This is a genomic window from Streptococcus sanguinis SK1 = NCTC 7863, from assembly GCF_000194945.1.
Classification (GTDB): domain Bacteria; phylum Bacillota; class Bacilli; order Lactobacillales; family Streptococcaceae; genus Streptococcus; species Streptococcus sanguinis.
Genome location: NZ_GL878511.1, coordinates 312,847 through 338,896 on the forward strand (window position 1 = coordinate 312,847; position 26,050 = coordinate 338,896).

Genomic DNA, 26,050 nt, shown 5'->3' on the forward strand with positions numbered 1-26,050 from the left:
TTTTAATAAAGGAGATATTATGTCTAAATCATCCCTTCAAAAAACGGTTGTGCTTTTGAGTGCAGCGGCTCTTGCGGCAGCTGTAAATGCTGTTCAGGCTGATGAGAATGCTCCAGCAGTCACTGCTAATCCTGCCCCAGTAGAAAGCAGCGCAGCGGAAGCAAAACCAACGACTGCTGCAAATCCTACTGAAGCTACTGCGACACCAGAGAGCACGGATCCTAGCTCTGCTATTTCCCCAGAAAATGCCAGCGGAAACGCTGATGCTCTGATGGCTATGGCTCGCAATGTCGCGGCTACTGAGGACACTAAACCCGTGGAGGGACAGACTGTCGATGTTCGTATCTTGGCAACGACCGACCTCCATACCAACTTGGTCAACTACGACTACTATCAGGACAAGCCGGTGGAGACCTTAGGACTGGCTAAAACAGCCGTGCTAATCGAGAAGGCCAAGAAAGAAAATCCGAACGTCCTCTTAGTTGACAATGGCGATACCATCCAAGGAACGCCGCTTGGAACCTACAAGGCCATTGTGAATCCTGTGGAGAAGGGCGAGCAGCACCCTATGTATGCTGCTCTACAGGCTCTGGGCTTTGAAGCTGGTACGCTAGGGAACCATGAGTTCAACTACGGTCTGGACTATCTCAACCGCGTGATTGAGACAGCTGGCTTGCCTATTGTCAATGCCAATGTGCTGGATCCAGCGACTGGTAAATTCATTTATCAGCCTTACAAAATCATCGAAAAGACCTTTACGGATACTCAGGGACGCTTGACGACCGTCAAGATTGGTGTGACTGGGATTGTACCGCCACAGATCCTCAACTGGGATAAGGCAAACCTAGAAGGAAAAGTGGTCGTTCGCGATTCTGTTGAGGCCATTCGAGACATCATTCCTGAGATGCGCAAGGCTGGTGCAGACATCACTTTGGTGCTTTCTCACTCCGGTATCGGAGATGACAAGTATGAAAAAGGCGAGGAAAATGAAGGCTATCAAATTGCCAGTCTGCCAGGTGTGGATGCTGTTGTAACGGGCCACTCCCACGCAGAATTTCCAAGCGGAAATGGAACTGGATTCTACGAAAAATATCCTGGTGTAGACGGTATCAACGGGAAAATCAACGGCACTCCAGTAACCATGGCTGGAAAATATGGCGACCATCTGGGCGTCATTGACCTCAAGCTAAACTATACCGATGGCAAATGGAAAGTCACTGACAGCAAGGGCTCTATCCGCAAGGTAGATACCAAGTCTAATGTAGCAGATCAGCGCGTCATTGACATTGCCAAAGAATCCCACCAAGGGACTATCAACTATGTCCGCCAGCAAGTCGGTACTACGACTGCACCCATTACAAGTTACTTCTCTCTGGTCAAAGACGATCCATCTGTGCAAATCGTCAACAATGCCCAGCTTTGGTATGCTAAGCAAGAGCTGGCTGGCACGCCTGAAGCCAACCTTCCTATCCTGTCTGCAGCAGCGCCTTTCAAGGCAGGAACTCGTGGAGATGCAACGGCCTACACAGACATTCCAGCTGGTCCTATTGCCATCAAGAACGTAGCAGACCTCTACCTCTACGATAATGTAACTGCTATCCTCAAGGTCAACGGTGCCCAGCTCAAAGAATGGTTGGAAATGTCAGCTGGCCAATTCAATACCATTGACCCAAATAATAGCCAACCGCAAAATCTGGTCAATACTGACTACCGGACTTATAACTTTGATGTTATCGACGGTGTTACCTATGAGTTTGACATTACCCAGCCGAACAAATACGACCGCGAAGGCAAGCTGGCAAATCCAAATGCCAGCCGAGTCCGCAACCTGAAATACCAAGGCAAGGAGATTGACCCCAATCAGGAATTTATCGTCGTGACCAACAACTACCGGTCTAACGGTAACTTCCCTGGTGTTCGAGAAGCCAGCCTCAATCGTCTCCTCAATCTGGAAAACCGTCAAGCTATCATCAACTATATCTTGGCTGTCAAAAATATCAATCCAAGTGCTGATCAGAACTGGCATTTCGCTGATACCATCAAGGGACTGGACCTGCGCTTCCTGACAGCTGATAAGGCCAAGAACTTGATTGGTACTGACGGAGACATCGTCTATCTAGCGGCATCTGCCCAAGAAGGATTCGGCGAATACAAATTCGTCTACGTCGCACCGAAAACTGAACCGGTGCCTATCGAACAGTCAAGCTCTCCGACTATCGCAGTCGAAGCAGCCAATCTGCAGCATAGTAGAGTAGACTTCCCTGTCTTGACTGCTGTTGACCCTAGCACAAACAAGCAGGCATCCCACAGACAGGCAGGAGCAGAAAGCCTCCCAGCAACTGGAGAAAAGACATCCTCGCTTGGACTCTTGGGACTTGTCATGACCGGACTTGCAGGAATCTTCGCCTTTAAAAAACGAGAAAGACAATAATTAAAAAATCAGCAGCTATTTTGGCTGCTGATTTTGCTTTTTAAAGACTGTCCTTGCTCAATTCCAACAAAACACTGACTGCGGTCAAGGCATAAAGCGGAGCTGTTTCAGCTCGCAAGATACGTGGACCTAGACCAGCGGAGACAGCCCCTGCTTGGCCAAAGGCGTCTATTTCATCTGGTGAGAGACCGCCCTCCGGTCCGAAGATAAAGAGAACTTTTGCGCCAGCTTCCAAGCCCGACAGAGCCCGGAATAGAGCTGCAGATTCTCCTTCTTTTGCCGATTCTTCATAGGCCACGATGATGCGGTCAAAGTCTGCCAAGACCGCCAGAAAGGCTGCCTTTTTATCAAAGAGCCGAACCTCAGGAATCAGATTGCGCTTGCTCTGCTCTGCTGCTCCCTGAGCAATTTTCTCTAGTTTTTCACTCTTTTTGCCTAGCTTTTTACCATCCCACTTGGCCACCGACCAGTCAGCTGGAAAGGCCCAGATAGCACTGGCTCCTAGCTCCGTTGCCTTTTGAGTGATAAATTCCAACTTATCGCCTTTGGGAAAACCCGAAGCAATGGTCACTTGAACCGGCAGCTCGGTATTGTCCGCTAGCTCCTCCACGATTTCCAAGCTCTGCTGGTTGGGGTCCAATACCCGAGCCAGCCGTTTCACGCCATCATCAAAGACCAGTGTGACTTGGTCGCCCTCTTTGAGCCGCATGACCGAAAACATGTGTTTGGCCGTATCCTTGTCTGTGACCACCAGAGGAGACTGAGGATTTCCTTTTATAAAATACTGCTGCATCTAACCACCTATCACACCTGAAATGTCCTGCGTTTTCTTAAAGACACAGGCATTCCATTCGCCCTGAATCATATGCGTTTCCAAGAAAAATCCTGCCGTTTCTGCTGACTCGCGCACCATTTCCCACTTCTCAGAAATAATCCCACTCATAATCAGATAGCCCTCATCCTTGACCAGACGGTAGGCATCCTCTGTCAGATGGATGAGAATATCGGCCAAAATGTTGGCAACAATGACATCCGCCTCAATTTCTACGCCTCGGAGAAGATCCCCCGGCGCCACATGAATGTTCTCCATACCAGGATTGAGCTCAATATTCTCCTGGGCCACGCGCACCGCCACCTCGTCTAAATCATAGGCATAGATGTCCTTAGCGCCTAAGAGAGAGCTAGCAATGGAGAGGACGCCGCTGCCTGTGCCTACATCCAACACTGTTTCTCCGCCTCGCAAGACCTGCTCCAGCGCAAAGAGGCTCATCTTGGTCGTCGGGTGAGTGCCCGTACCAAAAGCCATGCCAGGATCTAGCTTGATAATCTTCTCAACAGCTGTCGCTTCATACTCCGTCCAGGACGGCACAATAGTCAAGTCGTGGGTGATCCGAGCCGGCTCAAAGTACTTCTTCCAGTTGTCCGCCCAATCTTCCTCAGCCAGTTCCTGCCGAGTCAGCTGAATATCTCCCGTCTCCAATCCGAAGCCATCCAGCTCAGCCAGACGCTCATTGGCCTGGGCCGCAACAGCCTCTATATCCACCGAATCCGGGTAGTAGCCGGTAATCTTGACCCGATCGCTCTGCTCCACTTCTGGAAAAAGCTCACCATACTGGTCAACCTGCCCCAGATAATCTGCGCTGTCATCGATAGCCACGCCCTGACTGCCCAGCTCAATCAGAATATTCGAGGCTGCTTCCTCCGCCTCACGCTTCACTTCAATCGTTAATTCCTGCCAATTGTCCATCATTAAGATACCAAGCCCGTAAAACACAAAGCCAAAATAGGAAATTCTCTAATGACGCTTGCGTCTAAGAGAACCTTATCTTTTTGCACAGTGTTTAGGGTGTGTTCAGTTTAGAAATTTAACTGAACAATCCTTTCTTTGTTTATTTCATTGTCTTCGTCATGTAAAGCATATCCATGCCCTCTTTTTCGGGCTCCGTATGGGTCTGATGATAGCCGTTTTTCTCATAAAAAGCTACCATACCTTTGTCTTGGAAAACCGTACACAAATCCCATCTGATAACGGTGGAGAATTTCTCCTCAATCAGACCAAGGCCTTCAGAACCATATCCTTTATTCTGGTACTCTGGCAAAATCGCTACGGTTCCAATCCAGCCTGCTGTCTGTTCGTCATTTGTATTCAAGCGAATAAAGCCCAGAATCTTCTCGTCGTCTTTGACAAAATAATAAAAACTATTGGGCCGCTCAACCAGCTTCCAGCGAATCCGCTCTTTCTCCTCCAGATAGGGGTCGTATTGATCCTGATATTTCTCATAAACAGCCTTAAAACTCGCTCGCTGAATGGCAATAATGGTTTCCAAATCCTCAGCTCCTGCCCGCTCAATATGAATCATGCTTGCACCTCCAAATAATCTCTCAACCTGCTCTGCAGCTGCGGAATAACCTTGGCAGCTGCTAAAAACTGGCTCACATCCATCATCTGATAAGCCTGGCCCTCATCACCAAAGACGATACTGGCAAAATCTTCCTGAGTGATGGTTCCCACCATAAAAATAGAAGTTTCGTCTGGATCAAGCATTCCTTGATATTCCTTGGCCCAGAGAATATCCGCTTCTTCAAGCTTCAAACCAAGCTCTTCAAAAACCTCTCGTTGGACGCATTCAAAAGGTGTCTCCTCGTCCTCTCGGCCACCGCCCGGCAGCTCCCACATATTGGGCCAAGGAATGGTTGAAATATCGTCTCGCAAGATAGTCAGTAGCTTATCATCACAGAGCAAGGCAATCTTGCAGCCTGAAAATTCCATCTGTTTGTGCAGCAAATCTAGTCCTTCTGCATCCGCCATCAGCGCCTCCTAATACCTCGGATAAGGATAAAAATCCGTCTCAATCAACTCAGCTCTGCCATTTTCAAAAGCCTCTGCATTCCAAGCCATCTCAAACTCTGCTGCCTCTGGATCTGCTAAAAAGTCCATGAGTGCATCGAGACCAGACTCAGCCGTTTGGGTTAGGAAATCCACGAAATAAGCTAGAAACTCCCGTGACAGGCCCTTCTTAGGCTCATAGGGCAGGGCAGCCAGATAGTCCTCGGCCTCAAAACGAGACTTGGCCGGATTGTAGAAAAGCACGGCTTCCTCAAAGTAAATATCCTCAGCCGAAGCATTGCCCTCAGCATCAACCGTCTCAATCCCGCCTGAATTTTGCACCTCAAGGAGAAAGGCTACTTCCACCGCGTGATTCTTCTTGTCCCAGTTTATCTCATAGTCAAAAGGAAAGCTCTTCCCCATTTCCTCGTCCAATATCTCCAAAAAACCGTACTTAGCCATGATTTCCTCTTTTCATTGTGATAAAATATTACTATCTACAATAGTAACACAAAAAGCCAAGAAAAACACTTGCAGAAAGGAAATCTTATGCCAGAAAACCTAGCCCTGCGCATGCGGCCTACTGACATTGATCAGATCATCGGCCAGCAGCATCTGGTCGGACCTGGAAAAATCATCCGTCGCATGGTTGAAGCTAACCGCCTGTCCTCGATGATCCTCTACGGACCACCCGGCATCGGCAAGACCTCTATCGCCTCGGCTATTGCCGGCACAACCAAATTCGCCTTTCGGACCTTTAACGCCACCGTAGATAGTAAGAAGCGCCTGCAGGAAATCGCCGAGGAAGCTAAATTTTCCGGCGGACTGGTGCTCCTACTTGACGAGATTCACCGTTTGGACAAGACCAAGCAAGACTTTCTTCTACCGCTATTAGAAAGCGGTCTAGTCATCATGATTGGAGCGACGACAGAAAATCCTTTCTTTTCTGTCACTCCTGCTATCCGAAGTCGGGTTCAGATATTTGAGCTAGAGCCCCTCAGCAACGACGACATCCGGACAGCCATTCAGCTAGCCTTGAAGGATAAGGAACGAGGATTTGATTTTTCAGTGGAGCTAGACGATGATGCTCTGGATTTCATCGCCATCTCTACCAACGGAGACCTGCGCTCCGCCTATAACTCGCTGGACCTAGCCGTACTCTCTACCCCAGAAGATGACAAGGACATCCGCCATATTACACTTGATGTCATGGAAAACAGCCTGCAAAAGAGCTATATCACCATGGATAAGGACGGGGATGGCCATTACGATGTCCTCTCTGCCCTACAGAAGTCTATCCGTGGCTCCGATGTCAATGCCAGTCTCCACTACGCAGCACGCCTCATTGAGGCAGGAGACCTGCCTAGCCTAGCTCGACGTTTGACCGTTATCGCTTACGAAGATATTGGCTTGGCAAATCCAGACGCTCAAGTTCATACCGTTACAGCTCTGGAGGCAGCTCAGCGGATTGGCTTTCCTGAAGCCCGTATCCTTATTGCCAATATTGTTATTGACCTTGCACTTTCGCCCAAGTCCAACTCAGCCTATCTAGCCATGGACAAGGCCTTGGCTGACCTAAGAAAGAATGGAAACCTCCCCATTCCCCGCCACTTACGAGACGGCCACTATGCCGGCAGCAAGGAATTGGGTAATGCTCAGGACTATCTCTACCCTCACTCCTATCCTGGCAATTGGGTCAAGCAGGACTATCTGCCTGACAAGATTAAAGATGCCAATTATTTCATCCCTAACGAGAATGGCAAATACGAGCGAGCCCTTGGGATGACTAAGGATAAGATTGATGACTTAAAAAAATGATGACATCGTTTGCAAAAAATCACATTTTTCTCTTGAATTTTTCAAAAATTATGGTATTATAATTATAGAAACGCTGTGGTGTACGACTTCACACTTAAGTGTTGACCGACTATTTTTTGTATTATTAGGGAAACAAAAGACTTCTAACAGCATGCAAGCCGTGTCACGCGGAAGCAGCTTCAGTTAGAGCGAGTTGCCCACCTGCTTAATTGCGCGGGTTCAATACAAATCGTGAAGGTCCGGCACCAATACAGCTTTTTCTATTGCCTCCTTAGCTCAGCTGGCAGAGCAGCGGACTCTTAATCCGTGGGTCGCAGGTTCGATCCCTGCAGGGGGCATCTAAACAACAGCAAAAAAGCCTTGAAATCAAGGCTTTTTTTGCTTATTTAATTTCGCTTTTTTCAGCTCAATCATCTCCTTAAATTCAAAGTAGATTTTCCACACGAAAAATCCCCTTCCTTTAGGCACAAGAAAGGAGGGGGCATTGCATAACAAAAACTACGAGAGAAGACTGAAGTAAAATAAGTTTGACGAAAACTTGACAAAGATGGTTACACACCGAGCATATTCCTAAGGATGTCTTATAATTTTTTTGGTTTAGGAATTAAGAAAGATTATATATATCAAGTTTTGATGTACCTCACGCTTGCACATCAAAGCGGTCTTCCCCGTAGTTCTGAGCAACTAATTTGTTCTAGGAAACATCTTAGTTGCTTTTTATTTTAAAACAACTATATTACGGAACATCACAGTCTTGATTAACAAAAGGATACAAGATAGTGACTGATTGTAAAAAACATTCTTATTTCTTCTTTCTAAAAAGCGACCACTGCTAATCCGGGTTTGGAGTAAAAAATCTCTGTCCCTCAAAGGAACAGAGATGAAATTTATTTCTTCTTAGCACGGAAGACAATGAAGCCTACCAAGCCTACTAGAGCTACTCCAGCAGCAATCATGATCCAGCTAGCATTCTCACCCGCTTTAGGGAGAACTTTCTTGGTTCCAACATTAGAGGCATTTCCTCCGCCAGTACCATTGTCTGATTCGATGATCACAACAGTGCTTCCTGTAGTGCTGCTTGAGCTAGAAGTCGTGCTACTGCTACTTGAGCTAGAGCTAGAACTACTACTGCTGCTCTTAGAGCTATTGTCCGAGCTAGGTTTCGGCGGTTGCGGAACTCCTGGAACTGGTGTATTGGTAATGTTCATACCATCAACAGTAGCTGTATAACCATAAACACGGTCTTCAGTAACTGAGTAGACAATATCTTTTCCATCTTCACCAGTCGCTGGCAAGTCAGTGAACTCATACTTCCACTCACCCTTATCATTCGGACCAACTTCTTTATGAGCAACTTCAGTGCCATTTGCATAGAGACGAACGGTAATCTTGTCTGGACGTTTGCCATCTTTATCATTGTCATCATTCCAAGTCTTGGTACCTGAAGCGGTAATCAATGCCTTACGGTTGGTAAAGTCTTTGTAAATAATACCAGAACCATAATTTTTGAGCTGAGCGGCATTAACCTGAATCTCTTCATCTGACAGTTGGTAACCTTCTGGTGCCTTGGTTTCCTTAATCAGATAATGCTCCTTAATCAAGTTGCTGAAAGAAGCAATCCCGTTAGCATCACTAGTTGCTTTTTGAACAATTGTCACACCATCTTCATCGTACAATGTGAATTCAGCACCTGCCAAGGCTTTACCAGCTTCGTCTTTTTTAGTCACCTGCACACCGTAGACATCCCCATGTGCATAGCCGTTTGCACGTTGGTAGCGGACAGCAACCGAAGATTTTTGCTCTTCAATATTATCTGCTCGCATGATTGCTTCGTTCGGGAAGAGTGTTCCATCAGTCGGAACTGTAGGGAAGTTAACACGATAGCGAACATAGAAGCCTTCGTTGGCACCGATATGCCCCATGTTAATGGTAAAGGAACGCTTGTCAGCAGCAAGATTAATCGTATAATTTGCTGTCACATCCTCGCGCTGCTGGCTTAGTCGGTAAGAGTTATCAGCCGGGTCAACAACCCATGAGCCTTCAAGAATTTGGAAGCTATTGAGATCAATTTCTCCGGTATTAAAGCCCAGAGTATCTGAAATAACAACATTATCCAATTCTTGATTTTGTTGGTTGATATTCAGGCTGTAAGTAATGCTCTTGATATTATCCGCATTATTCCAGCCGTATTTTATGAAAGTATAAGGAGTTGCTTGGCCAGGAAGACCTTTGTAGTCAATTTCCCCATATTCAACAATCTTCTTGCCAACGATAAGTTTCAGAGGAATAGAGCCTTTATCTCTAGCTACTGTATGATCAACGCGAGCTAAAAGATGAACTTTTCCTTCAATATGAGAGCGAGTCAGGACATAGTCTGTATAAGTCAGTGTAAGCTGTTTAGAGCTTGCATCAACAACAGCTGTCGCTACGAGATTGCCGTCATCATCTTTGACTTCAAAATCAGCTCCCTCCAAGGCAAATTCAGCAGGAAGTCCAATGGTCGTAGTATCTCCTGGCTGAACCTTGCCATAATTAAAGGCAAAGTTTGCGTCAATTTGGAATTTTTCCCAAGGGGAGAGGCCATCAGTCAATTCTTCACCCTTTTGATTGTAAACATTTACTGAGGTGATAACATCGTCTACCGTGTTAGCTCTGGCAGATTGACTGCTAGAAAACAGGCTAAAGAGGAGCACAAAGGCTACTGAGAAAAAGCGCGCAATAGTATGAGATATTCTTTTCACAAATAATCCCTCCATTTTTCCTTTTTTCCTTTTTATTGAACATGTAAAAATATTAAAATTCTTTTACATTTCCAATATACTACATATATTAGACTAGCATACGATTGACTATAAGTCAACTATTTACCTTTACCAGTTCAGCTTTTGTAGACAATGTGTAAACCAGTTTATTTCTCCAAAAACCTTGTCATATAAGAATTGAAAACCATTTCCTCCGTCATCTCCTTGTATTTTCTTGAAACAAAAATGTAATATTTTGTCACATAATAAATGAACAAATATGAATTATATGACCATAAATATTCATATATATAAATTTGTTTTTAAAAACAAGCATAATTATTAATGCTTGTTACATAACTAGTCACAGTAAAAAAACTGAACAAATCTGCTCAGTTTTCTAATTGATAAATATAAGACAAAGATTATATCTAATTTATACGAATATATAATCCCGTTATTTTCTACATCATACCGCCCATCATGCCTGGATCCATAGCTGGGGCCGGGCTTGCTGGTTCTGGTTGATTAGCTACTACTGCTTCGGTTGTCAAGATAAGACTGGCAACAGAAGCGGCATTTTGCAAGGCTGAACGGGTCACCTTAACTGGATCAATGATTCCAGCCTCAATCATGTTAACCCATTCGCCAGTCGCGGCATTAAAGCCTGTACCAACTTCAGAGTTTTTCAGACGGTCAATGACGATTGAACCTTCAAAGCCTGCATTCAGAGCGATTTGACGAACAGGCTCTTCCAAGGCGCGGAGAACGATGTTACGTCCAGTCCCTTCATCCCCTGCCAACTCAAGACCTGCAACAGCGTCCAGTACGTTGATATAGGCCGTACCACCACCTGATACAATTCCTTCTTCTACCGCTGCACGGGTTGCGTTAAGGGCATCTTCGATGCGGAGTTTCATTTCTTTGAGTTCTGTTTCAGTTGCAGCTCCAACCTTAATCACAGCTACACCACCAGACAATTTAGCCAGACGTTCTTGCAGTTTTTCACGGTCAAACTCAGAAGTGCTGCTTTCAATCTGTGACTTAATAACTGCCACACGGTTAGCAATGGCTTCAGGATTGCCTGAACCTTCTACAATCACAGTGCTGTCCTTATCAACAGTGACTTTAGAAGCTTGTCCAAGCGCTTCAATCGTAGCGTCTTTGAGCTCTAGACCAAGGTCATCTGTAATCACTGTACCGCCTGTCAAAATAGCGATGTCTTCCAACATAGCCTTACGACGATCGCCAAAGCCTGGTGCCTTAACAGCTACGACATTAAAGGTTCCGCGAATCTTGTTAAGAACCAGCGTTGGCAGAGCTTCACCGTCCACATCATCTGCAACAATCAAGAGCGGACGATTGGTTTTCAAGATGTTTTCCAATAATGGCAGAATCTCTTGAATGTTAGAAATTTTCTTGTCAGTAATCAAGATGTAAGGATTGTCCAGTTCGGCTACCATTTTTTCATTGTCGGTTACCATATACTGAGACAAGTAGCCACGGTCAAACTGCATTCCCTCAACTACATCCAGCTCAGTTTCCATCCCTTTGGACTCTTCAATGGTAATAACGCCGTCATTGCCAACTTTTTCCATAGCTTCAGAGATGTACTCGCCGACTTTCTCGCTGCGAGAAGAAACGGCAGCAACCTGAGCAATAGCTTCCTTGTTAGAAACTGGCACTGAGTTAGATTTTAGGGCTTCAACTGCTGTCGCAACGGCTGCTTCAATCCCGCGGCGGATACCAATTGGATTAGCACCAGCTGTAACATTTTTAATCCCTTCGCGGACGATAGCCTGTGTCAAAACAGTTGCTGTTGTTGTTCCGTCACCAGCGATATCGTTGGTCTTTGAAGCAACTTCTGACACCAGCTTAGCGCCCATGTTTTCAAAATGGTCTTCCAGTTCGATTTCCTTGGCAATGGTTACACCGTCATTGGTGATGAGGGGTGAGCCAAATGATTTTTCCAAAACGACATTGCGGCCTTTAGGACCCAAAGTCACCTTGACAGTATTTGCCAAGATGTCAACTCCACGAACCATACTGCTTCTTGCATCTGCTGAAAATTTAATATCTTTTGCCATTTTATTATTCCTCTCTTCTAATCTTACTCGACAACTGCTAGAATATTGGCTTCACTGACTAAGAGATAAGCTTCATCTCCGTCCTTGACTTCCACGCCTGCGTGATTTTCTACGAGAACCTTCTCTCCTTCCTTGACACTCAGGGATACCAGCTCACCGTTCAAAGTACGAATACCTTGACCGACTGCGACAACTTCAGCTGTCTTAGTCGCTGCTTGGCCGTTGCCTGCAATGACAAATCCGCCAACTTTCTGCTCTTTTTCTTCTACTTTTAAGACCACACGGTCTCCTAATGGTTTTAACATAGTTTTCCTCCAAAGATTGAATTTTTAGCACTCTAAACTATCGAGTGCTAATCTATAGTTATTATTTTATCACTTGGTCAGAAATAGTCAAGAAAAAAACCGGCTAGATGAAAGAAAAATTTTATTTTTTCTTCGCTTGGTCCTAAACTCAAAAAAACAAGTCCGAGCTAAAATCCTCTCAGACTTGTCTTTAGGGGGAATGTCTATCTTGCAAGTTTTAGTTTTGCTTCAAAATCATCAATCACTTTTTGCAGATTTAGGCGCCCTCTATAGATGCCATAGCCAAATACGAGCATGGCTAAGATCCCTAGTAGAGATAAAACGATTCCTGCAATCAGTGCTAGGAGATTGGTCTCATGAAAGAGATAAATCAGAACAAGACCGATGCTGGCAATGGCAAAGAAGAGACTGAACCAGCGTCCTAGATTTTCAATCATATGCTTCTGGTAGTGAATTTCTGTTTCATAGCCTTGAATCAATTCTTGTTCTGTCATGATCTTCTCCGTTCTTTCTTTTACTCTGCTCAAACAAATTTGTATTAGACTAGCTGCAAATCGGACTTACTGCCAGCCTAAAATTGAGCGAGAATTAGTATTTAAGTTGAGGGTCAAAGATGCCAAGCGCTACACCAATCAAAGCAATGACAACCAAGAGGAGCATAACGAGGTTTGGTGATACTTTTTTCTTGGCCATCAGCCACCAACAAAGGGTGATAAAGCCAGCTGTTAAGAGACCTGGATAAACACCATCAATCTTTTCTTGCAACTTCAGGAAAGCTTCGCCATCAGCATTTTTCAGCTCTAATGAAGTCGTTACAGATACCCAAGTTGCAGCAACTGCCCCGATAACCATACCGCCAATGACACTGATTGCCTTACGAAGCGCCTGTCCTTTAGGTCCTACAAGGAATTCTACCGCCTTGTCCCCTAATTCATAGCCTTTGAAGTAGGCAAAGCGCATACCGCCATAGATGAGAACATTCCAGACAAGGATGTAGAAGAGAGCGCCGATAGGATTTCCACCTTTAGAGAGTCCAAGGGCAATCCCCAGCAGAACTGGAATCAAAGTTCCAACAACCAAAGAGTCACCGATACCTGCGATAGGTCCCATGAGACCGGCACGCATACCATTGATAGTTTCGCCGTCAACAGCGTCACCATTGGCACGCGCTTCTTCCAAACCAGCTGTAATCCCCACTACCAAAGCTCCAAGCTGAGGTTCTGTGTTGAAGAAAGCTGTATAGGTCTGCATAGCTTCTTTCTGCTCAGCTTTGTCTTTGTAGAGTTCTTCCACGATTGGCAGCATAGAGGTCAAGTAGCCGAAAGTCTGCATGTGCTCTTGAGAGAAGCAAGTCAAATGACCATAGTACCAATGGTGGAATGATTTCGCTAAAGTCTTTTTAGTTATTTTCTTTCTTTCAGCCATCTTAGATATCCTCCTCATCGTCATCAAAATCAGCTCCACCAGCCGGCGCGGTTACTCGAGCTGATTTGATTACTTCCAATTCATAGTAAATTACTGCAAAAATCAATGAAACAACTGCACTGGCAACCAAATTAAGACCAAGTGACTTAGCCAAGGTGAAGCCCACAAAGAATGGGATAAAGTCAGCAGCCTTGGTAACGATTTGTTTCAAGAGAATGGCAATACCGACACATGGGAGAAGAGCTCCGACTGTAAAGAGGGATTTCATGATGAAGCCATCCATTGGCAGGTGGGTTTTCATCAGTTCAACCATATTCGGACCAAACTTCGTGATGATCATGGTTGGAAGGAAAGAGAAGACAAAGTGGGAAATCCAAGGATAGACCCAGTCAACAGCGTAAAGCTTTTTGAATTCGCCTTTTTCAACAGCTTTCCAACCAATATGTTGCCAAAGCAAGTTTGTAGTAGCTGTTCCATAGAAGAGAACTGTACCGATAGTACCAACTGCTGCTCCGATTGGTGCAGCTGCTGCAGCGATAGCAGATTCAGACGTGATTCCTTTAGAGTGAACAAACAAGATTGCGAGAGGAATCCCAATGTAAGAGATCGCCCGCACGTCAGCGGAAACTGTACCACCTGGTGTTACCAGAGCGATATAGAGGACCTGAAGGGCTACCCCAACCATAATCCCTGTTTTTAAATCTCCAAGAATCAACCCACTAATCAAACCTCCGACCAGTGGACGTCCCAGAGTGTAGTTACCAATACTAGAACCACCCATACCAGGCATAGAAGCTAAACTAGCAAAAAGACCCAGTAAAGCGGCTTGCAGCCAAGAAATTGTCATAATAGACTCTCCTTTTCATTATTGTAATTAAAAACCAAATTTAGACTTGAAATCGCTCCAGTAACCGATGGAAACATCAGGCAAGAGCTGGAATTTGACTTTGTAGCCTGCTTTTTCGATCGCCTCAATCGCTTCTGCTTCTTCCTGGGTGATGGACTGGTTGTTGCCCAGCTTAACAGCTCCCGGACGGTCATTAGCAGGACCTACGATGATTTCCTTAACATCCCCAGGTACAAAACCTTGGTCCACTAGGATTTCCTTCATGTCTACAGGATTTTTCGTAATGAGGAAATAACGGCTGTCTGACTCTGTGACCTTGCCTGATTTTTCCTTGAAGGCTTCCTTGGTCCAAACAAAAGTCTTCTTGTCAGAAGCTCCCTTGTAGGCCTGAATCAAAACCTTGTTTCCTGCGGCTGCATTATTAACTGCAATCAAGCCATCACAAGGGTATTCCTTAGCCCAGCGAGTGACTGTTTGACCGTGGATCATGCGGTCGTCAATCCGTACAAATGATACTGTCATCTTTAAAATCTCCTTTTATCTTTTATAATGTATGCGGAAGCACTAAATGTCGTCTTCATCTTCGTCAGCTGCATCGCTTACGACTTCAAATTCCTGCAAAGCAGCTGTGGCCTCAGAAAGGATAGCCTGAGCCAGCTCTTTTCCATCCAAGATGTCTTTCATAACCAAGCCAGTCAGTCCCATGGTCAGGTTCAAACCGCCCAAGATAACTGCTGAGTCGAGCTTGCCCATGTCAGATAAGACGCTAGCTGCTGTCGTCAGAGGACTTCCTCCTACAATATCAGCCAGAACTAAGACACTGTCATCAGCGCTTAAGCCAGACAAGGCCTGAGTAAAATCAACTGCAAAATCATCAACTGACTTGCCTTCCTGAAGACCGACCGCAATCACCTGATCCGTCTTGTCTCCGGCGAACATCTTCAAGGAACTCTGCACGCCTGCAGCCAGTCCCCCATGGCTGACCAGTACAAGGTATTTCATCTTTCCTGCCTCCTTTATCCTTCGATTTCTTAGCCAAGTCAGGCTTTAGATGACGAAGGATTTATTGATGATTTTATTGTACAGAATATGGAACCGGTTTCATATTGTCAAATGTCACTTTGCCCAGATGACATTTGTTAGGAAAAATATGACATTTGTCATATTGGTCTAGTCAGCTGTGCTTTTTCTGATTTAATTGGCAATAAAAAAGAAAGCAGATTATTTTCCGCTTTCTATTTCTCTTTGAATGCTCGGTAGGGCACTGTCAATCTCTTGATTCTGCATAGCATTTTGAATCAGATAGTCCATCCGGTCCATCGTATGATGGTCTACTTCCAGACTGATGTCAATGATGGAGCGATTCATCATGTGGTCTAGCCTCTCAGAAGTCAAGGAATCCAAGCCAAAATCATCAGCTTGTAAGATTTCTCTAGCCTGTTGACTTTTCACCACAGATGGTAAGACTGAGGTCCCCTGCGATTTTTCAAACAAGGCCTGCTGACTTTCTTTATCCTGTGACAGCAAGAGCATAAATTCCCAAGCTAGCTTCTCTTGCTTGGTATTGGAAGACATAGCAAAAAGCGAGGTCTTGACCTGTGTTCCCATCACCTGGCTATTGGCTGTTGGCATCGGGATACAAGTCCAAGAAAAGCTAGAATACTTGGCAACATGGTATGGGTAGGGCTTGTAGGTCCGATACTGGGCCAGACTCATGGGGTAGAAGGCCACCCGCCCCTCATCAAAATCATTAGAAGTCACCTTATAATGCTGGCTGAGCATGTCTAGCTTGCTCATAAAGGCCAAGGCTTGGTGCATCTCTGAGCTGTCTACATTGATACCGGATTTATCGGTAAGATGACCGCCGTAAGCTACTAGAGCCTGCTGCCAAGTGTAATCCGTAATACCGTACTGATCCACCACACCATCGCCATTGGTATCCTTGGTTACTTTCTTGCAAATCTCATAGAAATCATCCAAAGTCCAGCCTGACTCAGGAATGCTAATTCCTTCTTTTTCGAGCAAGTCTTTATTGACACACATCATGATGGGATTGCTCTCGACTGGAAGAGCATAGCTGACTCCCTGATATTGCCCAGCTTCATAAGCCACCGGATAAAAGGCCTTTCGCTCATCATCCCTTAAGAGGGTATCCAAGGATTTAAGCGCACCTGTCGAAGCCAACATGCTAAAATCGTTTTCTGGTACCATAAAGAGATCCGGTTGCTCGCCTTTCAAGACTTGCTCTGCCAGCCAGTCAGCGTAATCATCCTTGGGAATACCGCTTTCGTAGACGACCTTGACATGAGGATGCGTCTTTTCAAATTTTTTAATCAGGCTGTCCAAGACCTTGTTTTCGCGGCTGTTAGGTACATCCCAGCTGGAGCCAGCATAGACGCCGATACGCAGGACTTTTTCCTGAGCTGAAGCCCAAAAGACAAAAGCCAGAGCAACAGATATGATCAGGACAACCAGCAGGGCCAAATGTCTCAATCTCCACTTCATTTGTCGCTTTCCTTACTAAAATCTCTCTGGGTGACTCCGGTCTGCACAGCCCAGATAGCCAGCTGGGTTCTGTCGCGCAAGTTGAGCTTGGCTAGGATGCCTGACAGGTAATTTCTGACTGTCCCTTCTGACAGAAAGAGCTTGGCAGCAATTTCTTTATTAGAAATCCCAAAGCCAATCTGCTGGATGATCTTCCACTCCGTCCGGCTCATGTCCTCTATGTTTTCCTCCGTCACTGTGATAGCAAAGTTGGACTGGGCCATCTGTGAAAAGATTTTGAAGACCTTGGTGGCAATATTGGGATTGATCATAGCTCCGCCTCGATAGACTGTCTGAATGGCTTCGTGAAGCTCTTCTGTCGAAACCCCTTTGAGAATATAACCAGACGCACCGTATTTGAGAGCGGAGAAGATAAATTCATCGTCATCAAAGGTCGTCAGAATGATAATCTTAACATCCGGATATTGCTCCTTGACAGCCTTGGTACAGAGAACACCGTCCATGACTGGCATGCGAATATCCATCAAAATCACATCTGGGCGTACCCGATGAAGCTTTTCCAGCACTTCCTTTCCGTCTCCGACTGTCCCGACCACCTCAATATCTGCGTGGGCAGACAGGATGATTTGCAGAGACTCGCGAATCAAGGCCTGATCGTCTGCTATTAAAACCTTAATCATGTCTTCCTCCTATTTTTGGGATTTCGATATGCGTGTAGAAACCGTCCCGATTTTCAAAGCGGACGCTTCCGCCAATAATCATTAGGCGCTCCTGCATCTGCTTGAGGCCATAGCCATAGTGGAGTTCATCAAAGCCAATACCATCATCCTGAATGGTCATTACATAAGACTCTTCCTCCAGCAACTCAATCCAGATAGTCTTGGCATGCCCATGGCGGACAGAGTTGGTAATAGACTCCTGAATCACCCGAAACACAATGTCTTCCTTGGCAATATCCAAGTCAATATTATCCCATTCGTAGCGGAGATGAATCTCCAAATTGGAGATGGCTTCATACTCACGGATAATCTTAATCAGAGCTTCCTTCAAAGTGTTATTTTCCAGAGCTCCCGGTCGCATCTTATTGAGCGAGCCGCGGACATCACGGATACCATCTCGAACGACGACAGAGACATTATTGAGCTGCTCCTTAGCCCGATTGGTATCAATATCAACCAAGACCTTGACCGCATCAATACCTGCTGAAATTCCCGTTAGGGCATGGCCCAATGTATCGTGAATTTCTCTGGCAATCCGCTTCCGCTCTCGATCTTCTGCTATTTTCTCAGACAAAGCCAGATAAGAGTTCAACTCGCGATTAGCCTGAGAAGCCATGCGCAGCTCTTCCTCAATCCGATGACGCTCCGTAATGGCTGACAGGATGTAGAAGAGCAAGGAAATCATAAAGACGACGATATTGAGGGAATAGAGGAAGTTCTTACCAAAAAGCAGTAACAGCCGGACGGACTCTGGGTAAAACCGAATATAGGTATCTAAAGAAGGCAGCTTGATAAAGAGCGACATAAGGTCATAGTTGGACAAGAGCAGCATGCTAAAGCTCAAAATAATGAAAGAAAACCAGTACTTCTTGTCCTTGGAAGAATTGAACTCCTTAGAGCCATAGAAAATATCCGCAAACACCAAGAGAATCAAGCCATTGTAGGACGAATGCAGGACGGAAAAGATGACCAGCATGAGCAGGATTTCAATAATAGTCGCTTTGTCATAGACGGACAGCTGATTGGGGTGGCGCTCCCGGTAGTACATGACCAAAAGCAGACAGGCATAGAGGCTAATTGATACCCAGAAAATCAAGCTGGGAGAGCCCGGAATAGCATCCAAACGCTCCAAAAGCGAGTGACTGAAGCCCTTAGCTGCTACATAGTTGGTCGCAAAGAGATAGATGGACGCATTATAGACAATGGCAACCAGATTGATGACCATCAAGGCTATTTTGCTGTAAAATATACTTTTTTGAGGTCTCATTATTGCCACCCTGTAACTGTGTATTGACTGATATTATCCCTGTTGACTAAGTGAACGGGAATCAGGTATTGGCTGTCGTAGGATTTCCCCTCCTGCATCAGCTCAATTACCTGCGCCACCTTGCGCCCCATCTGAATGGGCGATTGGGCCACGGTTCCCTCTATATCGCTAGTCGTAGCCAGAAAGTTTTTGATATCTGGTGAACCATCCACGCCATAGATTGAGATTTTCTTATCAAGACCTTGATTTTTAATAGCAGCCAAGGCCCCGATAGCTGCTCGATCATTGAGCGCCATAACTACATTAAAGTCTAAACCTTCGTCTAGAGCCCCTTTGACCTGCGGCATGGTTTCCTCAGTCTGGCCCAGTGTTTCTTTCTGGGAAATAATCCTGTAGCTAGGCCGTTTTTCAATCGTATCAATAAATCCCTGAATCCGGTCCATGGCAGAGACGGCATTGCGGTGCTCTAGAAGGAGAATATTGGCAGAAGGCCGACGCTTCATCATGTCCTGGGCAATCAGGACGCCTGCTTGGTAGTTATCAGACACAATGGTCGTATCCACTTTTACATCCTGACTGATAGGCGCATCCACTACGATAATTTTAATCCCAGCTTTCTTGGCCTTTTGAAGAGAGGAAATAATACTTGGACTATTGCTTTTTACCGGATTGATGACAATGACATCAACCTTTTCTCGGACAAAAAAGTCAATCTGCTGGCTCTGCTTGCCCTCATCCAGCTCAGGATCCCGAACGTAGAGCCTGCTGCCCTGCTGGTTGGTTTTCTTCTCCAGCTCCGCATTTAAGGTCTTGTAAAAGTCATTGTTCATGGTCATGTAAGTCACCCCAATCTTGACCTGCTTCTCATCTGGCAAAACGCCCTTGAAATAAACAAAAAGCAAACCCAAGATAAGCAGAATAAAAAGCGGCCAGAGAGCTTTCTTCTGATAATGCTGTATCCGTTTTTTGACCTTAGCTGATACCATTTTTCACCCCCTATGCCGTAAGCGCCTTTATGAAACATATAGGATTATTATATTACAAAGCCGCCAAAAAGCAAAATCTTTCCAGAAATGGCTATAATAAAAAAGGCGAGACAGAATCTAAAAAATCCATGATTTTTGATTCTTAGTCCCACCTCGACAATCATAATTTAACTTTTAAAAGCTTAAGAGAAATAGAATTCAGTCAAACAGATCTTGCATCCTGCAAAACTGAATGATGATTTTTGGGAGCAAGGTCATTTCCCAGTCTTTGCTTCTTGCTTAAAAGGGAAGTTCCTCTTCTTCCAATACTAAATCTGCCAAATCAGCTCCGCTGTTATTTTCACGCAGAGCGCGCTGAGCCCGACTTTCTAGGAGCTGGAAGCTATGACAGAGCACCTCTGTCACATAATGAGTCGCCCCCTCCTTTTCATAGCGACGAGTCCGCAACTCACCATCTAGAGAAATCAAGCTGCCCTTACTCGCATAGCTAGCTAAAGTCTCAGCTAGACGCCCCCAGACAACCACATTTACAAAATCCGCCTCACGCTCACCGCTCTGAGATTTATAACGGCGATTAACCGCGACCGTTGCGCGGGCCACAGATTTTTCATTCGCAGTCTTGTGCAGTTCAGGTGTAGCCGTCAGCCGGCCGATTACAATTACTTTATTATACATTTTATATCCTCCTAACTTATCATTCGTAAAAGGAGGCAAAAAGTGAAAAAAATGTGGTATAGTAAAGATAAAAAGGAAAGTTGCAGTTTCTGCCCCTTTTCTACTAGATTTGTACAACGGAGGCTCCGATGACCATTAAACATTCGCCTGTGAAAAATATTCTTTTTATCCTGATTTCTCTGTGGTTCGGAGGTTTTTCCATGACAGAAAAATGAGTAAGAAGCAGATTCATTATACTCATCATTGTGTTAGATTGATTTTTCATCTGTTAATTATTTATTTTCTCTACCATTAGCATGAGATAGATTTATAACGCTAAATTTATTGCCACAAAAAATAAAGCGAAACGACCCTACAAATCGTTTCGCTCTATTTTATATCTCGGCTGCTGTAGGATACCTCGCCCATTTCTGAGCTTTTTATGATGTTGAATCCTCTCCCTTATCCCTGCCAATGTTTGGCTGGGTCAAAGGCAGTTCCAACTAGTTCACTATCGGCTAATTCAATAATGCCGCGTTTTTGAGGCGCATTAGGTAACTGAAGTTCCCGTGGGCTGCACATCATACCAAAACTCTTTTCTCCTCGAAGTTCTCCCGGAAAAATCAAATTTCCTTTAGGCATCATGGCACCCGGCAGAGCTACAATCGTTTTGAGGCCGACTTTGGCATTAGGAGCACCGGCCACGATTTGAACAGTCTTATCAGCAGCTACCTGCACTTGGCAGATATTCAGGTGGTCACTATCTGGATGAGCTACCATATCAACGATTTCTCCAACCACAAACTTCGGTTGGCTGTCATTAACCAAGTCCGCTGGGAAGCCTGCCTTGCTCAACTCCTGATTGAGAATGGCCACTTGCTCATCTGTCAAAAAGACCTGTCCGCGCTCTGCAATTTCAAAAAGGTCAGACTGCTCAAAAATATTCCAAGCTACAGTCTGGTCATTGTCTTCACGGTAAACACGCGCTACCCGTCCCTTGCGCTCAGCCGCCAGTTTAGCTCCTTGATTGTCCGCAGCAATAATCATCAGCACGTCACCGACATATTCTTTATTATAGGTAAAAATCATTTTACGCTCCCTTTTTCTCTTATACTAGCTAAAAATTCATTGATTTGACCCTTGGTCTTGCGGTCACGATTGACCAGACGGCCAATCTCCTGTCCCTTTTCCAGCACTACTAAGCTGGGAATCCCGTATACGTCCCACTCTTTGGCCAGATCCAAATAGGCATCACGGTCCACTTGGATAAAGCGATAGTCAGGATTTTCCGCTTCTATCTCTGGCAGAAAAGGTTTGATAAATCGGCAATCTCCGCACCAGTCAGCCGTGAAAAAGAAGACAGTCTTCTCCCCATCATTGACATAAGAAGCCAATTCCTCTATATTTATAGGAACAATCATACTTCTTCCTCGTAGCTTAGCTGACCATTTTCATAGACAAAAGCAAAATGACGGTCATCCTCTAAGACCAGACCGCCAACCAAGCGGTCATCTGTGGACTCGTAGAGCTTGACATAGAGACAGGAAATACTACCCTGACTGGAAAAGAAATCTCGCACAAGCTCGACGATTTCCTCCCGATTACGCAGTCTTTTCTGTTCCTGTACGACTTTGGCTGCCCCGAAAGCCAGCGCTCCAGCCCCCAAAAGGGCGGTTGTGGTTAAAATGATTTTTTTAGCTTTCATGTAGAATATTTTAACACAAAAGAGCAGAGGCGACAAACAATATTCCAGATTTTCCTGGGAGAAGCTGGATTCTTGAATGGGCAGTCCTGTTGATTCAGGCAAGCTACAAGATTTCCCTACTCATTTACCGCAAAAAGTGATAAAATAGGGGACAGAAAGAAGGTAAGTTTATGACAACATTATTTTCAAAAATCAAGGAAGTAACAGAGCTTTCTGCTATTTCAGGTCACGAGGCACCTGTTCGCAGCTACTTGCGGGAAAAAATCACTCCCCATGTTGATGAGGTCGTCACCGATGGCCTAGGCGGTATCTTTGGGGTACGCCATGCAGAAGTTGAAAATGCTCCCCGTGTATTGGTAGCGGCCCACATGGACGAGGTTGGCTTTATGGTCAGCGAAATTAAAGCTGACGGGACCTTCCGCGTAGTGGAAATCGGCGGCTGGAATCCGCTAGTCGTTAGCAGCCAACGCTTCAAACTTTTTACCCGTGAAGGTCGGGAAATTCCTCTTATCTCAGGCTCTGTCCCTCCTCATCTGACGCGCGGATCTGGCGGACCAGTTATGCCACAGATTGCAGATATTGTCTTTGATGGTGGCTTTGCGGATAAGGCGGAAGCTGAAAGCTACGGCATCCGTCCAGGAGACACGATTGTGCCAGACAGCTCTGCTATTCTCACAGCTAACGGGAAAAATATCATCTCCAAAGCCTGGGACAATCGCTACGGCGTCCTTATGGTCAGCGAATTAGCTCAAGCCTTATCTTATCAACCACTAGGCAGCCAACTCTATCTCGGCGCCAATGTTCAAGAAGAGGTTGGCCTGCGTGGTGCTCATGCTTCAACAACAAAATTTGCCCCTGAGGTCTTTCTGGCTGTGGATTGCTCCCCAGCGGGCGACATCTATGGCGGCCAAGGAGCCATCGGGGACGGAACGCTGATTCGCTTCTTTGACCCTGGTCATCTCATGCTGCCAGCTATGAAGGACTTCCTCTTGACAACTGCTGAAGAAGCTGGCATTAAGTATCAATATTACTGCGGCAAGGGCGGAACGGATGCTGGTGCTGCCCATCTCCAAAGCGGCGGCGTTCCATCTACTACCATTGGTGTCTGCGCCCGCTACATCCATTCTCACCAAACTCTCTATGCCATGGACGATTTCTTGCAAGCCCAAGCTTTCCTGCAAGCTTTGGTCAAAAAGCTGGATCGCTCAACGGTGGACACGATTACCAACTATTAATTTCAAAAGGCAGCCCGTTCTTCATTCGGGCTGCTATCTCTTTTGTCTGATACTTTCCCTTTCAACTTTCCAATTTGAAGAAAATTTTGTTATAATGCTTAGCAGAGGTGAAAATATACATGAAAAAAATTGCTTTTGATTCTGAGAAATACTTAAACCTGCAGCGCGACCATATCTTGGAGCGCATTAATCAATTTGAGGGCAAACTTTACATGGAATTCGGCGGTAAAATGCTGGAAGACTTCCATGCTGCCCGTGTCCTGCCAGGCTATGAGCCGGACAATAAAATCAGACTTCTCAAAGAGCTCAAGGACCAAGTAGAGATTGTCATTGCCATTAATGCCAATAATATTGAGCACTCTAAGGCGCGTGGCGATTTGGGCATTTCCTATGACCAGGAAGTGCTGCGACTAATCGATACCTTTAACGAGCTGGATATTTACGTAGGCTCCGTGGTCATCACTCAGTATTCTGGCCAGCCAGCAGCTGACCTCTTCCGCAGTCAGCTGGAAAAGAATGGCATCGCCTCCTACATCCACTACCCGATCAAGGGCTATCCGACCGACATGGACCATATCATCTCACCTGAAGGTATGGGGAAAAACGACTTCATCAAAACCAGCCGTAATTTAGTCGTTGTGACCGCACCTGGTCCTGGTTCTGGTAAATTAGCTACTTGCTTGTCCAACATGTATCATGACCAAATCAATGGCATCAAATCAGGCTACGCCAAGTTTGAAACCTTCCCCGTTTGGAATCTGTCCCTACACCATCCGGTCAATTTAGCTTATGAGGCAGCGACGGCAGACCTGGACGATGTCAACATGATTGATCCTTTCCACCTACAAACTTATGGCAAGACTACAGTCAACTACAATCGTGATATTGAAATTTTCCCAGTCCTCAAACGTATGCTGGAGCGCATCCTTGGAAAATCACCTTATGCATCCCCAACGGATATGGGCGTCAACATGGTCGGCTTTGCCATTGTAGATAATGATGCTGCTATCGAGGCATCTCAACAGGAAATTATCCGTCGCTACTACCAAACTATTCTGGACTTCAAGGCGGAGCGCGTTTCTGAATCTGCTGTCAAGAAAATCGAACTCTTGATGAACGATCTGGGTATCACACCGCTGGACCGTAAAGTAACAGTTGTTGCACGCGATAAAGCTGAAAGCACTGGTGAGCCAGCTCTGGCCTTGGAATTGCCAAACGGTGAAATCGTAACTGGTAAGACCTCTGAGCTCTTTGGTCCTACGGCAGCTGTATTGATTAATGCTATTAAGAAATTAGCCAATATTGCCAAAGAGACCAAGCTGATCGAGCCTGAGTATGTCAAGCCAATCCAAGGCCTGAAAATCAATCATCTGGGCAGCCGCAATCCTCGCCTCCACTCAAACGAAATCTTGATGGCTCTGGCAATCACAGCCATGGAAAATCAAGATGCGGCAAATGCCATGCAACAACTCGGTAATCTCAAGGGCAGTGAGGCCCACTCCACTGTCACTCTGACAGATGAAGACAAAAACGTCCTGCGCAAACTAGGCATCCATGTTACAATGGACCCCGTTTACCAGTATGATAGACTCTATAGAAAATAAAAACAAGCTCTGTTAAAAGCTTGTTTAGAAAGCTGGCGACGCCAGCTTTTTTTGTTAATAACGCCTAGACAGGAGAAAACGCAAGAGATAGTAAAGTCCCAAAACCAGGATAATGGTCAAGGTCAGAAACTGATTGAGATTTAAAATGATTGGGAAAACCATAGACAGGACACTCAAGCATGCTGCCAGAAGCAAAAGAATATTAAAAAGCAGTGTGCGAGTCTTTTCGTCAATCATGCGATTGCGCTCATCAGTCACCTGAATGTAGAGCTTCTCAAAATTTTCCTCCCGTCTTAGGACCAGATTATACCGAATGGTCATCAAAGAAAGCCCCAGCAGGATGCCGACCATGACTCCTTCCTGCTGATCATCCAGAGAATGAAAGTGGCTCCAGGCCAGTCCTAGCAAGATGATAAAGGTTAAGATACGCCCCACGATAACTTTCCTTTGAAGTTTTTTCCGAAATTCTTGTTTAGTTAATGTTTCCATGTCAGCCTCCTATTTTTCATACGCTTGAAGAATTTTTAACATCACCACAATCAGGAACATTCCTACAAAAGGCAGAATTTCCTTAGGGATAAAATTGGCTTGCAAATGGAGATAAAATAAGCCAACAACAACCAAAATAGCCAATAGCCATTTACACAAATAAGTCCATTTCATGATTCATCCTCCTCAAAGAGAAACACTTCTTCAATCCTTAAATTGAAAAAGGATGCAATTTTATGAGCCAAAAGCAGCGAGGCATTGTAGCGGCCCTTTTCCAAAGAAATAATCGTTTGTCTCGTAACTTCTAGCTTCTCAGCCAGCTCCTCCTGGCTGAGATTTTTTCTTTTTCGTAATTCTTGAATTCGATTTTCCAAGGCTGCCTCCTTTTCATGATGTAAAACAAAC

At 45.3% G+C, this 26,050-nt stretch carries 28 protein-coding genes and 1 tRNA gene; 5 read left to right on the forward strand and 24 right to left on the reverse strand.

Translation table 11 applies throughout. The features are described 5' to 3' along the window. Window positions 1-19 precede the first annotated feature (19 nt). Window positions 20-2,431: a bifunctional 2',3'-cyclic-nucleotide 2'-phosphodiesterase/3'-nucleotidase gene (locus tag HMPREF9378_RS00405; RefSeq protein WP_002914466.1), complete on the forward strand. Its 2,412-nt coding sequence runs from the start codon at window positions 20-22 to the stop codon at window positions 2,429-2,431. Window positions 2,432-2,471: 40 nt separating this feature from the next. Here the strand turns inward: HMPREF9378_RS00405 and HMPREF9378_RS00400 are convergent, their stop codons facing one another. The 5 genes from HMPREF9378_RS00400 to HMPREF9378_RS00380 all read right to left on the reverse strand — a co-directional run bounded on the left by HMPREF9378_RS00400 (window position 2,472) and on the right by HMPREF9378_RS00380 (window position 5,720). Continuing rightward, window positions 2,472-3,224: a 16S rRNA (uracil(1498)-N(3))-methyltransferase gene (locus HMPREF9378_RS00400; RefSeq protein ID WP_002898556.1), complete on the reverse strand. Its 753-nt coding sequence runs from the start codon at window positions 3,222-3,224 to the stop codon at window positions 2,472-2,474. Continuing rightward, entirely contained in the window at window positions 3,225-4,178 is a 954-nt protein-coding gene (prmA, locus tag HMPREF9378_RS00395) for a 50S ribosomal protein L11 methyltransferase (protein WP_032908271.1), read from the reverse strand. It abuts the gene before it with no gap. 142 nt (window positions 4,179-4,320) lie between these two features. Next, on the reverse strand, window positions 4,321-4,791 hold the full coding sequence (locus HMPREF9378_RS00390; RefSeq protein WP_002914468.1) for a GNAT family N-acetyltransferase: 471 nt from the start codon (window positions 4,789-4,791) through the stop codon (window positions 4,321-4,323). After that, window positions 4,788-5,240 (reverse strand): NUDIX hydrolase, encoded by a 453-nt coding sequence (locus tag HMPREF9378_RS00385; protein WP_002914469.1) that lies wholly within the window; start codon window positions 5,238-5,240, stop codon window positions 4,788-4,790. The genes HMPREF9378_RS00390 and HMPREF9378_RS00385 overlap by 4 nt, the downstream gene beginning before the upstream one ends. A 9-nt stretch (window positions 5,241-5,249) precedes the next feature. After that, complete coding sequence (locus HMPREF9378_RS00380) at window positions 5,250-5,720, reverse strand: DUF3013 family protein (RefSeq protein ID WP_002903459.1); 471 nt, start codon at window positions 5,718-5,720, stop codon at window positions 5,250-5,252. An 87-nt stretch (window positions 5,721-5,807) separates the two neighbouring features. Between HMPREF9378_RS00380 and HMPREF9378_RS00375 the strand changes: the two genes are divergently transcribed. Together HMPREF9378_RS00375 and HMPREF9378_RS00370 are read left to right on the forward strand one after the other, a co-directional pair. Further along, window positions 5,808-7,076, forward strand: a complete 1,269-nt coding sequence (locus tag HMPREF9378_RS00375) for a replication-associated recombination protein A (RefSeq protein WP_002914470.1) — start codon at window positions 5,808-5,810, stop codon at window positions 7,074-7,076. Between the two features lie 265 nt (window positions 7,077-7,341). Then, a tRNA-Lys gene (locus HMPREF9378_RS00370) sits at window positions 7,342-7,414 on the forward strand. Window positions 7,415-7,963: 549 nt separating this feature from the next. Here HMPREF9378_RS00370 and HMPREF9378_RS00365 read toward each other — a convergent pair. The 16 genes from HMPREF9378_RS00365 to HMPREF9378_RS0111005 form a co-directional block, all read right to left on the reverse strand. Further along, a complete protein-coding gene (locus HMPREF9378_RS00365; RefSeq protein WP_080555553.1) occupies window positions 7,964-9,817 on the reverse strand; it encodes a Cna B-type domain-containing protein in 1,854 nt (617 codons plus the stop codon). Between the two features lie 464 nt (window positions 9,818-10,281). After that, complete coding sequence (gene groL, locus HMPREF9378_RS00360) at window positions 10,282-11,904, reverse strand: chaperonin GroEL (RefSeq protein ID WP_002914472.1); 1,623 nt, start codon at window positions 11,902-11,904, stop codon at window positions 10,282-10,284. A gap of 23 nt (window positions 11,905-11,927) precedes the next feature. Next, on the reverse strand, window positions 11,928-12,209 hold the full coding sequence (gene groES / locus HMPREF9378_RS00355; RefSeq protein ID WP_002914473.1) for a co-chaperone GroES: 282 nt from the start codon (window positions 12,207-12,209) through the stop codon (window positions 11,928-11,930). Window positions 12,210-12,412: 203 nt separating this feature from the next. Beyond that, complete coding sequence (locus HMPREF9378_RS00350; RefSeq protein ID WP_002914474.1) at window positions 12,413-12,703, reverse strand: hypothetical protein; 291 nt, start codon at window positions 12,701-12,703, stop codon at window positions 12,413-12,415. Window positions 12,704-12,797: 94 nt separating this feature from the next. Beyond that, window positions 12,798-13,652, reverse strand: coding sequence for a PTS system mannose/fructose/sorbose family transporter subunit IID (locus HMPREF9378_RS00345; RefSeq protein WP_002896727.1), 855 nt, complete (start codon window positions 13,650-13,652; stop codon window positions 12,798-12,800). Beyond that, window positions 13,636-14,481 carry a PTS mannose/fructose/sorbose/N-acetylgalactosamine transporter subunit IIC gene (locus HMPREF9378_RS00340; protein ID WP_002896728.1) on the reverse strand — a complete coding sequence of 282 codons (846 nt, stop codon included), beginning with the start codon at window positions 14,479-14,481 and terminating at the stop codon, window positions 13,636-13,638. The genes HMPREF9378_RS00345 and HMPREF9378_RS00340 overlap by 17 nt, the downstream gene beginning before the upstream one ends. Before the next feature lie 27 nt (window positions 14,482-14,508). After that, window positions 14,509-15,003, reverse strand: a complete 495-nt coding sequence (locus HMPREF9378_RS00335; protein WP_002896729.1) for a PTS system mannose/fructose/N-acetylgalactosamine-transporter subunit IIB — start codon at window positions 15,001-15,003, stop codon at window positions 14,509-14,511. Between the two features lie 42 nt (window positions 15,004-15,045). Continuing rightward, window positions 15,046-15,483: a PTS sugar transporter subunit IIA gene (locus HMPREF9378_RS00330; protein ID WP_002901672.1), complete on the reverse strand. Its 438-nt coding sequence runs from the start codon at window positions 15,481-15,483 to the stop codon at window positions 15,046-15,048. A gap of 219 nt (window positions 15,484-15,702) precedes the next feature. After that, window positions 15,703-16,986: an ABC transporter substrate-binding protein gene (locus HMPREF9378_RS00325; RefSeq protein WP_002901673.1), complete on the reverse strand. Its 1,284-nt coding sequence runs from the start codon at window positions 16,984-16,986 to the stop codon at window positions 15,703-15,705. Then, entirely contained in the window at window positions 16,983-17,666 is a 684-nt protein-coding gene (locus HMPREF9378_RS00320; RefSeq protein WP_002896732.1) for a response regulator transcription factor, read from the reverse strand. Before HMPREF9378_RS00320 ends, HMPREF9378_RS00325 begins: the two co-directional genes overlap by 4 nt. Continuing rightward, window positions 17,659-18,972: a sensor histidine kinase gene (locus HMPREF9378_RS00315; protein WP_002901674.1), complete on the reverse strand. Its 1,314-nt coding sequence runs from the start codon at window positions 18,970-18,972 to the stop codon at window positions 17,659-17,661. Before HMPREF9378_RS00315 ends, HMPREF9378_RS00320 begins: the two co-directional genes overlap by 8 nt. Beyond that, entirely contained in the window at window positions 18,972-19,958 is a 987-nt protein-coding gene (locus HMPREF9378_RS00310) for a substrate-binding domain-containing protein (RefSeq protein ID WP_002901675.1), read from the reverse strand. The genes HMPREF9378_RS00315 and HMPREF9378_RS00310 overlap by 1 nt, the downstream gene beginning before the upstream one ends. Window positions 19,959-20,237: 279 nt before the next feature. Then, entirely contained in the window at window positions 20,238-20,633 is a 396-nt protein-coding gene (locus HMPREF9378_RS0111000) for a single-stranded DNA-binding protein (RefSeq protein WP_002896737.1), read from the reverse strand. Between the two features lie 441 nt (window positions 20,634-21,074). Next, window positions 21,075-21,701 (reverse strand): YtpR family tRNA-binding protein, encoded by a 627-nt coding sequence (ytpR, locus tag HMPREF9378_RS00305; protein WP_002901679.1) that lies wholly within the window; start codon window positions 21,699-21,701, stop codon window positions 21,075-21,077. Beyond that, window positions 21,698-22,033, reverse strand: coding sequence for a thioredoxin family protein (locus HMPREF9378_RS00300; RefSeq protein WP_002901680.1), 336 nt, complete (start codon window positions 22,031-22,033; stop codon window positions 21,698-21,700). The genes ytpR and HMPREF9378_RS00300 overlap by 4 nt, the downstream gene beginning before the upstream one ends. Next, complete coding sequence (locus HMPREF9378_RS0111005) at window positions 22,030-22,317, reverse strand: DUF4651 domain-containing protein (protein WP_032910658.1); 288 nt, start codon at window positions 22,315-22,317, stop codon at window positions 22,030-22,032. The genes HMPREF9378_RS00300 and HMPREF9378_RS0111005 overlap by 4 nt, the downstream gene beginning before the upstream one ends. A 170-nt stretch (window positions 22,318-22,487) precedes the next feature. Between HMPREF9378_RS0111005 and pepA the strand changes: the two genes are divergently transcribed. Continuing rightward, window positions 22,488-23,552 carry a glutamyl aminopeptidase gene (gene pepA / locus HMPREF9378_RS00295; protein WP_002901682.1) on the forward strand — a complete coding sequence of 355 codons (1,065 nt, stop codon included), beginning with the start codon at window positions 22,488-22,490 and terminating at the stop codon, window positions 23,550-23,552. A gap of 119 nt (window positions 23,553-23,671) precedes the next feature. Next, window positions 23,672-25,156 (forward strand): DUF1846 domain-containing protein, encoded by a 1,485-nt coding sequence (locus tag HMPREF9378_RS00290; RefSeq protein ID WP_002901683.1) that lies wholly within the window; start codon window positions 23,672-23,674, stop codon window positions 25,154-25,156. Window positions 25,157-25,210: 54 nt separating this feature from the next. Here the strand turns inward: HMPREF9378_RS00290 and HMPREF9378_RS00285 are convergent, their stop codons facing one another. From HMPREF9378_RS00285 to HMPREF9378_RS00280, 3 genes are read right to left on the reverse strand one after another with little or no spacing between them, the layout of a single operon-like run. Further along, window positions 25,211-25,645 (reverse strand): hypothetical protein, encoded by a 435-nt coding sequence (locus HMPREF9378_RS00285; protein ID WP_002901684.1) that lies wholly within the window; start codon window positions 25,643-25,645, stop codon window positions 25,211-25,213. 9 nt (window positions 25,646-25,654) lie between these two features. After that, window positions 25,655-25,819, reverse strand: coding sequence for a hypothetical protein (locus tag HMPREF9378_RS11705; protein WP_002901685.1), 165 nt, complete (start codon window positions 25,817-25,819; stop codon window positions 25,655-25,657). Beyond that, window positions 25,816-26,019: a helix-turn-helix transcriptional regulator gene (locus tag HMPREF9378_RS00280; RefSeq protein WP_002901686.1), complete on the reverse strand. Its 204-nt coding sequence runs from the start codon at window positions 26,017-26,019 to the stop codon at window positions 25,816-25,818. The genes HMPREF9378_RS11705 and HMPREF9378_RS00280 overlap by 4 nt, the downstream gene beginning before the upstream one ends. Between the last annotated feature and the right edge of the window lie 31 nt (window positions 26,020-26,050).

What these genes read in the sequence shown, in the direction of transcription:
- HMPREF9378_RS00405 (WP_002914466.1), top strand. Translation starts at nt 20, where the DNA reads ATGTCTAAATCATCCCTTCAAAAAACGGTTGTGCTTTTGAGTGCAGCG.
- HMPREF9378_RS00400 (WP_002898556.1), bottom strand. Translation starts at nt 3,224, where the DNA reads ATGCAGCAGTATTTTATAAAAGGAAATCCTCAGTCTCCTCTGGTGGTC.
- prmA (WP_032908271.1), bottom strand. Translation starts at nt 4,178, where the DNA reads ATGGACAATTGGCAGGAATTAACGATTGAAGTGAAGCGTGAGGCGGAG.
- HMPREF9378_RS00390 (WP_002914468.1), bottom strand. Translation starts at nt 4,791, where the DNA reads ATGATTCATATTGAGCGGGCAGGAGCTGAGGATTTGGAAACCATTATT.
- HMPREF9378_RS00385 (WP_002914469.1), bottom strand. Translation starts at nt 5,240, where the DNA reads ATGGCGGATGCAGAAGGACTAGATTTGCTGCACAAACAGATGGAATTT.
- HMPREF9378_RS00380 (WP_002903459.1), bottom strand. Translation starts at nt 5,720, where the DNA reads ATGGCTAAGTACGGTTTTTTGGAGATATTGGACGAGGAAATGGGGAAG.
- HMPREF9378_RS00375 (WP_002914470.1), top strand. Translation starts at nt 5,808, where the DNA reads ATGCCAGAAAACCTAGCCCTGCGCATGCGGCCTACTGACATTGATCAG.
- groL (WP_002914472.1), bottom strand. Translation starts at nt 11,904, where the DNA reads ATGGCAAAAGATATTAAATTTTCAGCAGATGCAAGAAGCAGTATGGTT.
- groES (WP_002914473.1), bottom strand. Translation starts at nt 12,209, where the DNA reads ATGTTAAAACCATTAGGAGACCGTGTGGTCTTAAAAGTAGAAGAAAAA.
- HMPREF9378_RS00350 (WP_002914474.1), bottom strand. Translation starts at nt 12,703, where the DNA reads ATGACAGAACAAGAATTGATTCAAGGCTATGAAACAGAAATTCACTAC.
- HMPREF9378_RS00345 (WP_002896727.1), bottom strand. Translation starts at nt 13,652, where the DNA reads ATGAGGAGGATATCTAAGATGGCTGAAAGAAAGAAAATAACTAAAAAG.
- HMPREF9378_RS00340 (WP_002896728.1), bottom strand. Translation starts at nt 14,481, where the DNA reads ATGACAATTTCTTGGCTGCAAGCCGCTTTACTGGGTCTTTTTGCTAGT.
- HMPREF9378_RS00335 (WP_002896729.1), bottom strand. Translation starts at nt 15,003, where the DNA reads ATGACAGTATCATTTGTACGGATTGACGACCGCATGATCCACGGTCAA.
- HMPREF9378_RS00330 (WP_002901672.1), bottom strand. Translation starts at nt 15,483, where the DNA reads ATGAAATACCTTGTACTGGTCAGCCATGGGGGACTGGCTGCAGGCGTG.
- HMPREF9378_RS00325 (WP_002901673.1), bottom strand. Translation starts at nt 16,986, where the DNA reads ATGAAGTGGAGATTGAGACATTTGGCCCTGCTGGTTGTCCTGATCATA.
- HMPREF9378_RS00320 (WP_002896732.1), bottom strand. Translation starts at nt 17,666, where the DNA reads ATGATTAAGGTTTTAATAGCAGACGATCAGGCCTTGATTCGCGAGTCT.
- HMPREF9378_RS00315 (WP_002901674.1), bottom strand. Translation starts at nt 18,972, where the DNA reads ATGAGACCTCAAAAAAGTATATTTTACAGCAAAATAGCCTTGATGGTC.
- HMPREF9378_RS00310 (WP_002901675.1), bottom strand. Translation starts at nt 19,958, where the DNA reads ATGGTATCAGCTAAGGTCAAAAAACGGATACAGCATTATCAGAAGAAA.
- HMPREF9378_RS0111000 (WP_002896737.1), bottom strand. Translation starts at nt 20,633, where the DNA reads ATGTATAATAAAGTAATTGTAATCGGCCGGCTGACGGCTACACCTGAA.
- ytpR (WP_002901679.1), bottom strand. Translation starts at nt 21,701, where the DNA reads ATGATTTTTACCTATAATAAAGAATATGTCGGTGACGTGCTGATGATT.
- HMPREF9378_RS00300 (WP_002901680.1), bottom strand. Translation starts at nt 22,033, where the DNA reads ATGATTGTTCCTATAAATATAGAGGAATTGGCTTCTTATGTCAATGAT.
- HMPREF9378_RS0111005 (WP_032910658.1), bottom strand. Translation starts at nt 22,317, where the DNA reads ATGAAAGCTAAAAAAATCATTTTAACCACAACCGCCCTTTTGGGGGCT.
- pepA (WP_002901682.1), top strand. Translation starts at nt 22,488, where the DNA reads ATGACAACATTATTTTCAAAAATCAAGGAAGTAACAGAGCTTTCTGCT.
- HMPREF9378_RS00290 (WP_002901683.1), top strand. Translation starts at nt 23,672, where the DNA reads ATGAAAAAAATTGCTTTTGATTCTGAGAAATACTTAAACCTGCAGCGC.
- HMPREF9378_RS00285 (WP_002901684.1), bottom strand. Translation starts at nt 25,645, where the DNA reads ATGGAAACATTAACTAAACAAGAATTTCGGAAAAAACTTCAAAGGAAA.
- HMPREF9378_RS11705 (WP_002901685.1), bottom strand. Translation starts at nt 25,819, where the DNA reads ATGAAATGGACTTATTTGTGTAAATGGCTATTGGCTATTTTGGTTGTT.